Raw genomic sequence first — 14,834 nt, 5'->3', positions numbered from 1 at the left:
CGGTCGACCTCGCCGCGCGGCGGCCCGCGTGACGCCTGGAAGGTTCCGGTGTCCGCGGGCCGCTGGTCGCCGAGGTGGCGCTAGACGGTGATGCCGAACGCCCAGGGAACCACGGTGTACAGCGCCACCACGATCAGCCCCAGTGAGATCAGATTGAGCCAGATGCCTGCGCGGACCATCTGCTTGATGGAGACTTCGCCGGACCCGAAGGCCACCGCATTGGACGGGGTGGCGACCGGGAGCATGTATGCCGAGCAGACAGCCAGGGTCATGGCGATGGTCATCAGGAGAGGGTCGATCCCGAGACCCACGGCCACCGCGCCCATGATCGGGAAGAAGGCCGCGGCCGTCGCAGTGTTGGACGTCAACTCCGTCAGGCCCAGGCCCACGACAGCCGCGACCAAGATGATCACGATGGGTGGCAGACCCGTCAGGCCGCCCACCTGGTTGCCGATCCACTGGGACAGCCCGGTCGCCGTGAACATGGCCGAGAGGCTCAGACCGCCGCCGAAGAGCAGAAGAAGGCCCCACGGGATTTCTTTGGCGGCGCTCCAGCCGAGAAGCGGCGCGCCGTCCTTGTCCGTGGAGCGCTTCTCGGCCGGAATCAGGAAGGTGAGGATGCCCGCACCCATGGCGACCTGGGTGTCGGAGATCTCACCGAGGAACGGCAGCGTCCGCGCAACCGCGGGAATGCTCGCAATGAAAGGCACAGCCACCCAGAAGAAGATGGCCAGCAGGAAAATAGCGGCCACGCGACGTTCCGGGGTCGACATCGGACCCAGTTTGGCCAGTTCCGCACGGATCAGCTGGGCACCGCCGGGAATGGCTTCGAGCCGCGTGCGAAAGACCAACTTGGTGAGCACCACCCAAGCGGTGGCCAGCATCACCAAGGAGATGGGCACCCCCACCAGCATCCACTGCCCGAACTCCATGTCAAAGTTCTGCTCGGAGCTCAGGTAGGCCTTCATCAGCGCCATCGGCGGCTGGCCGATCAGAGTGGCCATGGATCCGATGGTCACGCCGTAGCCGATTCCGAGCATCATGGACGCGGAGAACTTGGCGTCCACGGCGTTACGGTCGAGGTTGCGCACCAGGTGGAGGATGGACACCCCGATCGGCACCATGATCACGGCGGTTGCGGTGTTGGAAATCCAAGCAGACATGAACGCCGAGGCCAGCATGAGGCCGAAGACCATCTGGGCCGGCCTGGTGCCCACAGCCCGGATGGTCAGCAGTGCGACACGGCGGTGCAAGTTGCTCTTCTCCGTGGCCAGGCCGAGGATGACGCCGCCCATGACCAGGAAGACCACTGGATTGGCGTAGGGAGCGGCCACCTCCGACATGGAGGCCATGCCGAACAGGGGGAACAGCACCAGGGGGAGGAGCGAGGTCACCGGAATGGGCGCCGCCTCGGTCATCCACCAGATGGCCATCCACAGTGCGCAACCCGCCACAGCTCGACCTTCGAAGGACAGCGTGTCCGGAAGGACGAAGGCCAGAAGGGCCCCCACGAGCGGACCGGCCGCGAGCGCCCACCAGTTGCGCTTGCCTTTGACGTCGAAAGCATCGGCTTTTTCAGCCACGTCCCCCATTGCGTCTCTGGCCGGCAAGGTCTCGGGCCTGGTGTCCTCTTGAGCTCCAGGCGGATACGACACTGACATGGGTTCCCTTCGAAGTCTGAATAGCGCAGATCACAACGTTCCCCTCGACCCTAGAGCAATATTGGTTCAGGATGGGCGCACAACAGCGCATTATTCATATGTAACACGTTTCGATCATTATCCGGATCGGCTCGGACGCCATGATATGCGTTCACAGAAGCTGTAGCCCCGGGGTGTCAGGTGGGCACCGGCCGGAAGCCTTGGAGTCCACGGATCCATGGGCCGCTCTCGACGCACGCTCACGACGACTCAGTCGACGGAATCAGCAAGCCCGCTCGGGACATCGGCGATGTCGACGCCTGCGTCCCATCCCGGTCACCTGCCAGGCGGCGAGGCGGGTCCGGTGTTGGCGGGGCGAAGCACTCCGTGTCGTCACGGACGCTGGGGTTGAGGGGGCGGCGGTCCGCGCCCGTCGGCTCGGCCCAGAACGGTCAGTGAGCGCCGGCCTTCCGCCGCGTGGGCTCCGCGCGATGCGCTGGACCAGTGAGTCGGTGCCACTCGGCGTGCTTCGACGAGCACGACCCAGCCCGGCGATCGCCCCGATCACGCGGCAGCTACAGCCTCGACTTCGAAGAGCCATGAGAAGAAGAGCCATGAGAATGAGGGCCCGGTCGCCTCAGCGACCGGGCCCTCAACCGTCGGACACGCTGGCGGATCCTGCCGTCAGGGTTACTGTCACCGTGCCTAGAGCATGTCTCCCAATAGGGCTTTGAGCCAGACGGTGATGGCCCGCAGCACGGCTCCGCCCCGGTAGGTCAGCGCGAGCTTGTCGTAGCGCGTCGCGAGCCCGCGCCACTGCTTGAAGACGTTGAACGAGCGTTCGACGACGTTGCGGCCCTTGTAGTCCTCCAGGTCGAAGGACGGCGGCCGGCCGCCCATGGATCCCCGGCGCTTCCGGTGGCCTTGCTGGTCGGCCGGCTCGGGGATCACGGCGGTGATGCCCCGGGCCCTCAGCCGGGAGCGGATGGCGCGGGAGGAGTAGGCCTTGTCCCCGCGCAGCCGCCCGGGCCGGGTCCGGGGACGGCCCGGTCCGTCACGGGCCACCCGCAGGTGGCGCATGAGGTGGGGGAACATCGGGGCGTCCCCGGCCTGACCGGGGCCCACGAGCACCACCATGGGCCCTCCGGTGCCGTCGACCAGACAGTGGATCTTCGTCGAGAGCCCGCCGCGGGAGCGGCCCACCGCGTGATCAGCCGGCTCGATGGACAGATTCGTGTAGTTCCATCCCGCCCCCTGTGTCCCGGGCGAAGTTGGTCGCGTGCTGATGGGCCCGATTGATCGTCGAGTCCAACGACACCGCCCAGTCGATGAGGCCGACCTTGTCGGCGTCGGTCAGCAGCGCAGCCAGGATCCGATCCCAGGTCCCATCGGCGCTGTAGCGCCGATGCCTCTTCCACACCGTCTGCCAGGGCCCGAACCGCTCGGGGACGTCGCGCCAGGCGATCCCGCACCGGTACCGGTAGAGGATGCCCTCCACCACGGGACGGTCGTCACGGAACGGCCGCCCCCTCCTGCCCTCGGAGGACGGCAGGAGGGGGCGGATCCGCTCCCACTGGTCATCGGTGAGCACAGCCGTACGAGACATGCTCCCAGCGTCGCAGAACCGTTCACGCAATTAAAGAGACATGCCCTAGTCGGCACAAAGCGCCCGGTCGCCGCCGATCGGGTCACCGTGCGCTTGTTGCCAGCGCCCGAGCCCACGACCTCACGGGTCGTCTTGCCCGGCCATCGAGACGCGGTCGCCTTGCTGACAAATCGTCTTGCGCCAGCACTGCCATTGACACTACGTGCCACCCGCACCGGATCCTGGGGTCCGGCCAGGCACTCACCTCACGTTCTGATCCCTCGTCGACGCTTGGGCCAACTACGCGGCCATTGGCGAACTCGATTGTGAGATGTCAGTCCATTTGTCAAAGTGTGTGCTCAGGCCTCCCGCATGATTCCGCGGTTTTCGCTAATGCGAACGGAGTCCAGTATTTCAATCTACTTGTCACCGTCTGTCCACAGGGTGGCCCCTTGATGCTCCGAGTCTCACGCGGCCCCGCTTCCATGCGTTCAAGCTTGAGGGCGCGCTTGGATGGAATGGTGTCAACATCGGACCGCACCAATGACCCGCTCGCTGTTCAACTGCACCTCATGCAAGAGCCTTGCCCTCCGCCGGGCTCGGTCTGATGCACCTACGTGGATTGACAACCCTATGGGAGCGGCTTGCAATGTGGCCAAGCGGGGCATCGACGCGCAGCCTATTGAAGGGCGCGTCGGGGTCGCTGACGGTTCGGTCGGCAGATTGATCTAGGGGACCTGATGTCAGCGTGACCTCATCGATTCCTTGACGACCTTGTCGAAGCAGTCATCGAGGTAAGGGAAGAAGTCGAACATCAGGTTGCGTGCATCGATTTTTATGTTGTCCTTGTGCCACTGGCTGTACGCCACCACACCGTTCGGATTTCCCATCTGCTCCCTGAGGTCAAAGCGCGCCCACTCATGGGGCGCTCCTTGTCCTCCGCGCGAGGGATGCAACGTCGTAGGCGGGTAGTAGTAGAACGTGCCGCTCTGCCCGATGGCGAAGCGGTCGTCAAGCTTCCAACCGTCCTCATCAACCCCCTGGAGCGGTGCAGTCCGGACGTACAGCCGGACGAACTCGTCCCTCATGAGTGAGACGTTCTTGTTGAGGCGCCCCTCGCTGTTTGCGATGGTCTCCTGCATCTTTGCTCGATCTCCCTTTCGATCCCGGTCACGTCGTTCGGCTGCGGCGGCCTGCTGCTCCAACAGCTCATCGACCTTCTGACGGTATGGGTTCGTCTCATGTGAAGTCATGGTTCAAGCGTACGGTTCCGACTACATGCCGCCGCTGACGACCCGTGCGACACGCGTGTCCGCTCACGCCGCTAAAGTCGATGCAGATGCAACCGTCGAACTTAGATTAGAAAGGTGCCGCGTGTATCCCTCCATTGAAACATCGGTTCAAAAGATCTTCGACGCCGACTGGAACATCACTCGAGGCATCGTAGTGCCAAAATCCGAAGACGTCGTGATGGAGAATGGCGGACGCCTCTTAGACGCAACCTACCTGTACGCAGATCTAGCTGGCTCAAGCAAGCTCGCTCACTCAGTCGATAAGGTGATCACCGCTACGATCATTCGGGCGTACATCAATACAGCCTCCCGAATATTGAAGGAGCTAGACGGCTCCATCAGAAGTTTTGACGGGGACCGGGTCATGGCTGTCTTCATGGGTGAGGGAAAGAACGATATGGCTGTCCGTGCAGCCTTCGCAATCAATTGGGCAGTGTCCAAGGTGATTGAACCAGCCATTAACGCCAAATGGCCCGAAGTTAGTCGGGTGTACAACATTGATCATGGGATTGGAATTGACACTGGAGAAGCACTGATTGTCCGCGGCGGAGTGCGCATCGACAACGATCTGATATCCATAGGCGATGCGCCGAACGATGCTGCCAGACTGAGCGACTATAGGCGGTACTCCATCAACATCACCAAAGCTGTGCACGACGATCTACATGATTTGCATCGCTCTTACGGCGATCTCAAGTTTTGGAACTCTAGTATGGGCTGCGAGGCTCTCGGATTTCATACCGTGACTTACCACAGCAACGTTGAATGGGGCCTTCAGTGAATGCCTCGATCGAAAACGCCTGGCAGATCCACTCCGCTCAGATGGACTGGACCGGCAAGGTAGATGCCAAGGCTGGCTTCGCGGTGGCTCTGGACTCGGCTGCCATCGCCACACTCGTGGCTTTGTCCGGGCAAAACATGATCTTCGCAAACATGGGTGATACCTGGGCTTGGCTTCCCTACTGGGCCAGCGTTGTGCTGTTCATCGTCGGCGGCTTCTTGGCCCTTTGGGCAGTGGCACCGTCTCTGCGATGGCGTCAGATGAAGGCAGAGCGCCAGGAGAATTTCGTCTTCTTCGGACACGCAAAAGGCTGGCAACCGGAGTTCCTTGATGCTGCCCTTAGGACCGACGACGTCTCGCTTGTTCTGTCCCGGCAGATCGTGGCCATGGCTGGTATCGCTTGGAAGAAGCACCTCAAGGTGGGTTGGTCTCTCTGGCTGATCGGAGCTGGTGTCTTGTCGCTGTTCATCGCCGCACTCATATCGGCCAACAGTTCGGGGCAGCCATACCCATGAGAACGAGTGCATTACGGGTAGTCGGGGGGCCAGTGTGGTCGCCTTGGTCGCAATCGGATGCGGCGACAGCGATGGGGAAGCAACAGCTGGCGAACCAACGGCGACGGCAAGCCCTGCATTATCACCCGAGTCGAGCCCCCGGGTTTATACGTTCCCGGACACGTGATCGCCAACGCCCACCATGGAGTCCAGCGAGCCAGTGGCTCCAGCGCCATTCTCTTCCACTAGGCCGGCGACATCCCCGCCAACGGGGCCACAGTATTCACCCCACCCAAGTCCACTGAGCCAACGCCTTTTCTAGCGGGGCAAACAGGTCAACGGCTGGCTCTCGACTTTGTGAATGAACTGAACAAGTGGTTTGGGTCGGGGATATACGGCCCATTCGCGTGGAAGAAGGCGGATTCGCCCGAGGATGAGGCAGCCAACCAGGAATTAGTGAGAGGCACCGCTGAAGCCCTCTCCCCTGAGTACATCGACGCGCTTCTCATCCCCGAGTCGATAACATAGAGCATGACGGCAACAAGTACCTCTCTACTGACGACTTCATCGGCCTTCATGAGCGGACGCTCTACCGACTGGCCAGCGAAGGCACTCACACGACGTATATCGTCGATGATTGTGTCCAGCGCACATACGAGCTCTGGGACCAACAAGGAGGTAAAGATCAGCGCACACTTACCATCCCTGTTGAACTAATCACTGAGCCGAACGACCCTGACGTTCCCAGTGACATCAAGCCGATCGCCGTCACCTTCGAGCGGGAGGGACTGCCGCACGAATTGGTGACACCTTGACCTATCGGTGCGGCAATTGCCATTCCCGCAGCTGGATGAGGCTACCTGCCCCGGTAGCCCCATCCTTCACTGCTCCATCATGAATAACGCGCAGCAAGCCGTCGGAATGTTAGCGGCTTAAGATGGCGGGACGGATGGGAGGTCTTTGCCGAACTCCTGCTCTGCGGTTTCACAGCTCCAGATGGAGAACCCGGCTCGTTGTGCCAGGCGCGTCCATACCGGGGGGATCTCGGTAGGACCCACGACGACGAGGACACCAGCCAGGGACGCAACCTTGGAGTCCACGTACCACGGCGTTTGTGCGGCCATGTGCTCCCTGTGGTGCTCGAGCTGCTCCAGAAGCTGTCCTGTCCCGAGGCGAAGTTGTGCCGACATGTCATCGCTCACGGTCTTGACCTCGACGTTCACCAGCACATCGTTGACGAGGAAAGCCACATCCTGGCCGACATCCCAGACGCCTGTGCAGTAGCCCGCGGCTTGAACGACACCGCGCAGGCGCCCGACGGCCTTATGATGACGTGCCGTGGCCTCGTCCCGGGACTGCGAATCCACCCAGGCGGCAGGGATGGGCTCGGAGGGAGCCTCCGGCGTGTTACCGGGGGTGAAGTTAGTGAGTCGTCCTGCACGGCCAGGCACCGTGCCGTCTCCGTTGTCGACTCGGGCGGGTTGGGGTGACGTTGCGGATGGCTGAGGCGAAGCAGGAGGAGCCTCTCCCGACTCGCCACCCACACTCTGCGCCGGCGACTCGTCGGGTTCAACGCCATCCTGGTCCTCCGGGGTGAAGTACCGATTCACTTCCTCGGTGAGGCGAAGCAGAGTAGCGGGTTTTTGGGAGTCTTTCAGGTCGGATGACACCTTGCCGAGCTTGTGTGCGAGTGGCCAGAAGCCCTCGCCGACCACTTGCCCATTCTTCTTTTTTTGTTTCCACACCAAGGCGCTAAGCATGATCTCGTCATACTCTTTGAAGGATCTCTCCGAAATGTCTGCCAACAACGAACTAAGCTCGGCCATCTCTTCCGGGAGACGAAACTTTCGGCGAACATTAGCTTTTACGCAAGTTCCTTGATTGAACTCTTCGTAGGTTGTCCTCCGGATGGCGTCGCCCACAGGCCCCTTCCGTCGTGAAACTGATATTAGGAAGCGTTCACCCTCTTCCCTTAGACTTTTGTCCCGCTCCTCATTTCGTCCGTACATGCCCCCGCCTTTCTCATTGTGCAGTGATTTCCGTCAATCGCACTCGAAGTCACACCGTCTGACCCAAATGCGATTTCAACGCCGTGGGGTGGGTTTCTTCACCGCATTCGCCCCGTAGTAGGCGGGTGCGGACTGTCGACCGAAAGGCGCATCGTAACCGATCCCCCGCCAGGCTCGCGTGCAATCGCTAACATCAACCTATCGACAAGTTTCCGCACCGGGACGAAAACGCCAAGTACGTGACGCCGGAGGACGCTACCTCGCCCTGAGATGCCGCTCACTGCTCGCCATTGCCTAGGCAAACACGACGTCTCTCTGGTCCCTTGCCCAAAGGACACCTACCGCTCATGCGAGGGAACCAAGGCTCCCCCTTGCGTCACAAATCGCAGGCGTCGGTGTACCGAGGGCGTCTCCGACGTGAGCTGATGCCGTCGTAAGCCCGTATCACCTGGGTCGGTCGCCAAGCACATTCTTTGCAGTAGCTACCAGGTGGTATTCCTATGACGGTACTCATCCGTTGCGCCAGCTACCGAGAAATTGGAAGTGATTCCCGCTTCCTGGCACTGTGCGGTGGGCAGCGCTGAAGTGTGCCGCAACAGTAGATGACGGTCATGAATCCGTGCAGCGTCGGACACGACCGCCTGGATGGTGCCCATCCCCACTGAGCAGAGATATCCCGCCTCCAACACCTGTGGTCGCCTTGCAGGTTTGGGGCCACGTCCTAGAAAGGAGGAACGCTCATGTTTCTCGTCGACGGCAAGCTGCACTGGAGCGCATCCGACCTCACCGCCGCAACGGGGTGCGAGTACGCCCTCCTGCGGTCCCTCGACTACAAGCTTGGCCGGGCCGATGCCATCGAGGAGAAGAAGAACTCATTCCTGCAGCACCTCGGCAGGCTTGGTGACCGGCACGAGGCTCGGCTGCTGGAGGATCTGCAGAGGGAGCGCAACGTTGCTGTGCTAGATCACATCAAGCCGCCGTACACGATGGTCAAGGTTGGGGCGGCGGCCCAGGCGACACATGACGCTTTCTTAGACGAGCCAGATGTGATCTATCAGACGGCCTTCTTCGACGGTGAGTTTTTCGGGTACGCCGACTTCATCGAACGCGCAGACGACGGCTGGGTGGTGTGCGATGCCAAGCTCGCGCGCTCGGCTAAACCGAAGGCCTTGCTTCAGCTCGGGGCGTATGCCCACCAGATCCAGCGGATGGGCCTGCCCCTGTCCTCGACCGTGTCGCTGCTGCTCGGTAACGGCGAGCGAGCCGACTTCCGAGTCTCCGACGTCCTACCGGTGTTCCTTGAGCGGCGCGAGCAACTCCGCCACTTGCTTTCCTCACACCAGGCCGGAGGCGTGGCTGTCACGTGGGGCGATGAACGGCTCATTGCCTGTGGCAAGTGTCCTGAGTGCCATGCCTCCGCCTCCGCGGCCAACGACCTCATCGGCGTGGCCGGGATGCGGATGGAGCAGCGCCGTAAGCTGCACGCGGCAGAGCCGGCCATCCGAACGATCGCGGATCTTGCGGCTTCGACGGCGAGGCCGACCGGGATGGTGCAGGCGACATTTGAGAAGCTGCGCGCGCAGGCGGGGCTGCAGTGGAAGCAGATGCAGGCTGCGGATGGGTCGGTTGCGTTCGAGTTGACCGATACCGCGTCCACAATGCTCGCGCTGCTTCCGGCGCCCTCCGAGGGGGACCTGTTCTTCGACTTCGAGGGTGACCCGCTCTACGACGAAGGCGACCTCAGCCGCGTCGGGCTCGAATACCTTTGGGGTGTCCTTGATCCCGCGGAGAAGTACGCGGCGATATGGGCGCATAACTCGACTGAAGAGCGCGAGGCGTTCATCTCTTTCATGGATATCGTTGCCGAGCGCCGGGCGCAGCATCCGGACATGCACATCTACCACTACGCCTCGTACGAGACGACCGCACTCAAACGGCTCGCGATGCGGTACCAGACTAAGGAGAAGGCACTCGACGATCTGCTCCGCTCCGAGGTGTTCGTCGATCTCTACGCAACCGTGCGCGGTTCGGTGCGGGTGGGGCAACCGTCGTACAGCATCAAGAAACTAGAACCGCTCTACATGGGTGACCAGCTGCGCCCCGACGACGATGACGCCGTCGGTGACGGCGGCGCATCCGTGGTCGCCTACCACGAGCACCGCCAACTGCAGGACCACGATCCCGCAGCCGCCGAGGCACGGCTGGTGTCCCTGGCTGACTACAACCAGTACGACTGTCTCTCGACACTCCGCCTGCGGGACTGGCTCCTCGAGCGCGCAGTCGAGGCGGGCGTTGACGACCAGATCGTCCCCCGCATTAAGAACATCCAGGGCGAGGAGCTCTCCGACGAGGATCCGCTCTTCCGCAACCTCATGGCGAAGTCCGGTCCGGCGCAGCGGTCCCAGCGCACGCCGGAAGAACAGACATTCGCCATGTTGGCGACGTCCCTCGACTACTACCGCCGCGAACACAAGCCGTATTGGTGGGAACACTACGAACGCCTCGGACATATGGTCGATGACTGGCACGACTACCGCGACGTGTACGTCGTCGAGTCGGCCACCATCGTTGAGGATTGGGCTGTCCCCGGGGGACGTGCCAAGAACGCACGCCGGGTTCTCTGGCTGGTCGGCGACTGGACACCGGGCAGCAAGGCCGACTCAAGGGCCCAAATCGTCTACCCGACACCGGCACTGACTGGGTCGTTCGTGTCCGATGGAGTGCCCTACGTCGTCGCGCCTAGCTCCGCTGTCGTGAGCGACCTCGAGGACCCGCGCGTCGTCCTTCTCACAGAGAGTCGAAACCCCGGCGGCATTTCCAGCGACCTCCCGGCCGCACTGGTACCCGGAACACCGCCCAAAACCACGAACATTGAGGCAGCGATCAGAGAAGTCGCTTGCGAGGCCGCGGCGGCGTCGTCACTACCCAACTGCGGCGTCCTCGACATCCTTGCGCAACGGGCACCGCGGCTCAGCGCGAACGATACGCTGCCCGTGACGGCTTCTACTGATGAGAGCGTCGTCGCCGCGCTCATCGGCATGAATGACTCGTATGTCGCAATCCAGGGCCCACCCGGCACCGGTAAGACCCACACGGGAGCGCACGTCGTCAAGGAACTCGTCGACAAGTACCACTGGCGCATCGGAGTCGTCGCCCAGTCCCATGCCGTGGTCGAGAACATGCTCGGCGGCATCGTGGAGGCCGGACTCGATGCCTCTCTCGTTGGTAAGGACAAGGTCCAGAGTGAGAGCCCCACCTGGACTGCGCTAAAGAACGTGCCGAAGTATCTTTCCGAGCATGTCGCGACCGGGTGCGTCATCGGCGGGACGGTGTGGGACTTCGCCAACGAGAACACTATTGCCCGTCGCAGCTTGGATCTGCTGGTCGTCGACGAGGCAGGCCAGTTCTCACTCGCAGCAACCATCGGTGCATCCGTTGCCGCGCAGCGGTTGCTCTTGCTGGGTGACCCCCAGCAGCTGCCGCAGGTAAGTCAAGCGGTGCACGCGGAGCCGGTCAACGAGTCCGCTCTCGGCTGGCTCATGGACGGCCACGACACCATTCCGGCCGAGTTCGGGTACTTCCTCGGAGAGTCCTACCGGATGCACCCTGACCTCTGCGCCAAGGTCTCGACCCTTTCCTACGACGGACGTCTTTATTCAGCGCCGCCCGCAGCAGGGCGCTGTCTCGACGGCGTCGAGCCGGGGCTCCATGTCGTGTGCCTCGACCACACCGGAAACCGCACGGAATCCGAGGAGGAGGCGGCGGAGGTTGTGGCCCAGGTCAGGGCCTTCCTTGGCAAGACCTGGACTGACCCGGACACATTGGCAGCCCCAAGGCTGATCGAACAGCACGATTTCCTCGTCGTCGCCCCCTACAACGCCCAGGTGGAGCTCATCCAGCGCGCGCTTAAGGCCGCGGATCTGAGTGACGTGCGCGTCGGCACCGTCGACAAGTTCCAGGGGCAGGAGGCGCCTGTAGCCATCGTTTCGATGACCGCCTCGTCGTATGGCGACGTACCCCGCGGCATGGGTTTCCTGCTCAACAGGAATCGGGTCAACGTGGCTGTCTCTCGAGCGAAATGGCGGGCAGTTCTCATCCGCTCCAAAGCACTGACTTCGTTCATGCCCAGTAGCGCTCATGGAGTTCTCGAACTTGGCGCCTTCATCGGTCTTTGCCGCACCACAGAACAATTCGACTGACGCGAGGAAAGCGGCGAGAGCGGGAAGAAGAACGGTAACCGATGAGGTCAGGGCCGACACGAATGCCACCTCGCATCCGACTGGCACGAAGAAGCGCACGGTGAGCGACAAGTCCGTGTACTGGAAGCTGACGCAGGCCGGAAATGACTACCTGGTCTCGCTCCGCGCCATGCCGAGCAGCGTCATCAAGGTGAGCTAGGGCCAAGCGTCTGTCGCCAGAGACGGGGACAATGGTGCCGTGAGCGGATTTGAGTTTCTCGATGGAGTATTGTCCGACGCCCCAAGGGTGCCGGTGAAGGTGTCCTCACGGTCGTTCCGGAGCGCCATCGAAGAAGCGTTCATCCAAACCTACACACGACGCGATCTCGAGACTGTGCTGGCCGAGGAGCTTCAGCTGCCATGGTTGATAGCCGACTGCAAGCCAGTCGACGAGGAGAACAAGCGCGACGTCATCCGGGGATACACGGGGGGCTGGGACCTTCCCCGACTCGTGGCCCTGGCGCGCCGCATGGTCGCCGAGCTCGAGGTGACTGGTGGGCTGCTCGAAAATCTGACTGCGTTACTCGCCGAATACGACCGCGGCGGAGGAGTTGGCACGCCGGCCAAGAACCTGATTTTCGCGGCGAAGGGCCCCAAGCCCGAGCTTGTGCTCAGTGATGCCGTCAACAATGACATCGCAATCGTCCGCAACGGCGAGTTCTGCCTCGTCTACGACCAGCCGATCCCGGCTGACGGCCTGACGTACAGCAATCTAATTCAGTGGTGGCGAGAGCGGCAGGGCTTCGCCGACGATGTGCCACCGCGGGCTGTCGGCCTGGACCTGCACAATCGCCTGCGGGCCTCCCTGGGCGACAACCCTGTCGAGCTCCTCGTCTTCGACACCTACGCGAGGCGTTACAAGGACAGCCAGTTCGACATCCCGGCTCTGATCCCCCAGGTCTACCTGCACTTCGATCCCGCGACCCAGTTGGCCCGGCGTGCTGTCGGCCAGAGCGGGAGCCCGTTGGCAAGGCAACGGATGGACTTCCTCATCCTTTTCTCTAGCAGGCATCGCGTGGTCCTCGAGGTCGACGGGAAACAGCACTACGCGAACGGCGATACCGCGAGCCCGACCCTCTACAGCGAGATGGTTGCCGAAGACCGCCGGCTCAGGCTCTCCGGCTACGAGGTCTACCGGTTTGGCGGAGCCGAGCTGATGCAGAAGGGTGCAGACACGATGGTTGCCGAGTTCTTCGACCAGCTGGCCGAGCGCATGCGCTGAGCCTGGATTCGCCGACGTGGATTTTCCGGTGATCTGATCGGAAACTGGGCGGCTTTTTTCGGATTTGGGCGTGCAGGGTTCGCCGGTCTACCCGGCTTTTCCACTTGAGGGTCCTGGCTCCCGGTCAGGAGGCAGGAGGCGACCGGGTCGAGCTGGCGGACGTGACCGAAGGTGTAGGCCCGCAGGTGCGTGCCCAGCGTGGTCGGGGCACGACTCGCGGACATCAGCCGTCCCATGCCCCCGTGCCGGAGCAGGCCCATGTCGGTGATGCTGTCCGCCCTGGCGACCATGCCCGCCGCCAGTGCTGGGACCTTCACGGGCGCGTCCGCCCCGGCCGGGCCCGACACGGTGAGGTGGTCTGCGATCAACTCGTGCAGCCCGGCCTCCTCGGTCAGGGCCATCACCGGGAGAAGCCCTGCGGTGGACACGAGGTTTGGGTCATCGAAATCAGCGGAAACGCTGCGAGAACCTCGCGCTACTGGGTGCTCCTGTTGCTCAGCGGATCGGAACCTTAGAAAAGTCCCATCCTCACTGTTCACAGGAGCATTCGTCTGTCAGGACCCACCCACAGCGCCCCTCGACTTCGGCGCATCCAGGCTCAGCACGGCATAACGATCGAAGGATGATCTGCGCATGGGGCGGCTCTCTCCCGAAGCAGCGGGGCGACACTGTGCCTATGGGGTCGCGCCATAATGCAGCCGACCCCTCGTCGAGTTCCTTGTCGCAGTCCGGCTTCAGACGAGAACCGCTTCCCGAGGGTGACCGGTGGTGAGCCCCGAGGTCGCGTCCTCGCCACGATTCCATCCGCCAGCCACGGCTCTGACAGCCTCCACGGCTCACCGGACCGAGACCGACGGCTCACCAGCAAGGATCGACCATGAACACCACCTCACGGCGGGTTGCCGTGGCCGTGGCCGTCGCCGTCCTCGTCGCCGCCACCGCACCGACCGCAGCAGGCTCCCCAGCCGTCCCGCCGGCCTAGGTGCCCTGGCCACCCAGCACGCACGGCCGGTTCCTCCCGTATCCATACAACGTCAACATCAACGACACCTACCCGGCCTGCGGCTCGCACATCCACGTCAGCCCCGGCGATATGTTCGACATCCAGTACCGCGCCCTGGTCAACGACATCGGCGAGACTGTGGTCGAGTACCGCGGCGACCTCACCCTCGACGTCAACCTGCTCGCCTCCGCGGGGGCCTCGGTCGAGGAGGCATATCTCGACGAGATCAGCGTGTCCGGGACGTGGTTCGAGATCTACGATCCCGACGGCCAGACGATAACTTACGACCGCCCCGTCCGGCGATCGTGGCGGCCTCGGGCAGGGTGGAGGCCGAGGCGTTCGCCGAGGCGGGACTGCCCGAGACCTTCCTCTACCTCTCCGGGGATCTGACGGAGACGGCCTTCTACGACCCCGCGCCCACCGAACTCGGCCAAGAGATCCCGCCGCCGATCACAGCTGAGATCACCGAGAACTCCACCGCCTACGTCTTCGACCTGTGCAAGATGCTCGATGAGGCACCCGAAGACCCGGAACCCGAGCTGTAGCCCGGGGCAGCGGCCCCGCTGAACA

General features: G+C 62.8%; 9 protein-coding genes and 1 pseudogene. 5 read left to right on the top strand and 5 right to left on the bottom strand.

Annotation, left to right across the window (positions count from 1 at the left end):
• Nucleotides 1-80: 80 nt before the first annotated feature.
• From ACH9EU_RS03415 to ACH9EU_RS03405, 3 genes are all read right to left on the bottom strand, one after another.
• Nucleotides 81-1,592 carry an SLC13 family permease gene (locus ACH9EU_RS03415; protein ID WP_396412533.1) on the bottom strand — a complete coding sequence of 504 codons (1,512 nt, stop codon included), beginning with the start codon at nucleotides 1,590-1,592 and terminating at the stop codon, nucleotides 81-83.
• Nucleotides 1,593-2,345: 753 nt separating this feature from the next.
• Nucleotides 2,346-3,246 (bottom strand): IS5 family transposase gene (locus ACH9EU_RS03410; protein WP_396412532.1). Its coding sequence is split into 2 segments (ribosomal slippage): nucleotides 2,346-2,894 and nucleotides 2,896-3,246, totalling 900 coding nucleotides; the frame shifts between segments, so codons are not numbered across the junction.
• A gap of 722 nt (nucleotides 3,247-3,968) precedes the next feature.
• On the bottom strand, nucleotides 3,969-4,478 hold the full coding sequence (locus ACH9EU_RS03405) for a hypothetical protein (RefSeq protein ID WP_396412531.1): 510 nt from the start codon (nucleotides 4,476-4,478) through the stop codon (nucleotides 3,969-3,971).
• Nucleotides 4,479-4,599: 121 nt separating this feature from the next.
• Here ACH9EU_RS03405 and ACH9EU_RS03400 point away from each other — a divergent pair, with 121 nt between their 5' ends.
• Both ACH9EU_RS03400 and ACH9EU_RS03395 read left to right on the top strand, forming a co-directional pair.
• Nucleotides 4,600-5,298, top strand: a complete 699-nt coding sequence (locus ACH9EU_RS03400) for an adenylate/guanylate cyclase domain-containing protein (protein WP_396412530.1) — start codon at nucleotides 4,600-4,602, stop codon at nucleotides 5,296-5,298.
• Nucleotides 5,295-5,813: a Pycsar system effector family protein gene (locus tag ACH9EU_RS03395; RefSeq protein WP_396412529.1), complete on the top strand. Its 519-nt coding sequence runs from the start codon at nucleotides 5,295-5,297 to the stop codon at nucleotides 5,811-5,813. Before ACH9EU_RS03400 ends, ACH9EU_RS03395 begins: the two co-directional genes overlap by 4 nt.
• Before the next feature lie 911 nt (nucleotides 5,814-6,724).
• Here the strand turns inward: ACH9EU_RS03395 and ACH9EU_RS03390 are convergent.
• Nucleotides 6,725-7,714 (bottom strand): hypothetical protein, encoded by a 990-nt coding sequence (locus ACH9EU_RS03390; protein ID WP_396412528.1) that lies wholly within the window; start codon nucleotides 7,712-7,714, stop codon nucleotides 6,725-6,727.
• An 827-nt stretch (nucleotides 7,715-8,541) separates the two neighbouring features.
• Here ACH9EU_RS03390 and ACH9EU_RS03385 point away from each other — a divergent pair.
• Together ACH9EU_RS03385 and ACH9EU_RS03380 are read left to right on the top strand one after the other, a co-directional pair.
• The gene (locus ACH9EU_RS03385) at nucleotides 8,542-12,000 is read left to right on the top strand and encodes a TM0106 family RecB-like putative nuclease (protein ID WP_396412527.1); all 3,459 of its coding nucleotides are present in this window, start codon (nucleotides 8,542-8,544) and stop codon (nucleotides 11,998-12,000) included.
• Nucleotides 12,001-12,238: 238 nt separating this feature from the next.
• Nucleotides 12,239-13,261 carry a hypothetical protein gene (locus tag ACH9EU_RS03380; protein ID WP_396412526.1) on the top strand — a complete coding sequence of 341 codons (1,023 nt, stop codon included), beginning with the start codon at nucleotides 12,239-12,241 and terminating at the stop codon, nucleotides 13,259-13,261.
• Between the two features lie 122 nt (nucleotides 13,262-13,383).
• Here the strand turns inward: ACH9EU_RS03380 and ACH9EU_RS03375 are convergent.
• Nucleotides 13,384-13,689: pseudogene (locus tag ACH9EU_RS03375) on the bottom strand (IS1380 family transposase); the annotation flags it as partial.
• A gap of 880 nt (nucleotides 13,690-14,569) precedes the next feature.
• Between ACH9EU_RS03375 and ACH9EU_RS03370 the strand changes: the two are divergent.
• A complete protein-coding gene (locus tag ACH9EU_RS03370; RefSeq protein ID WP_396412525.1) occupies nucleotides 14,570-14,809 on the top strand; it encodes a hypothetical protein in 240 nt (79 codons plus the stop codon).
• The last annotated feature ends 25 nt before the right edge of the window (nucleotides 14,810-14,834 follow it).

The sequence above is a fragment of the Kocuria rhizosphaerae genome, assembly GCF_044462265.1.
Taxonomy (GTDB): domain Bacteria; phylum Actinomycetota; class Actinomycetes; order Actinomycetales; family Micrococcaceae; genus Kocuria; species Kocuria rhizosphaerae.
Note: the sequence above shows the minus strand (reverse complement) of the source record. Positions and strands in the feature narration are given on the sequence as shown.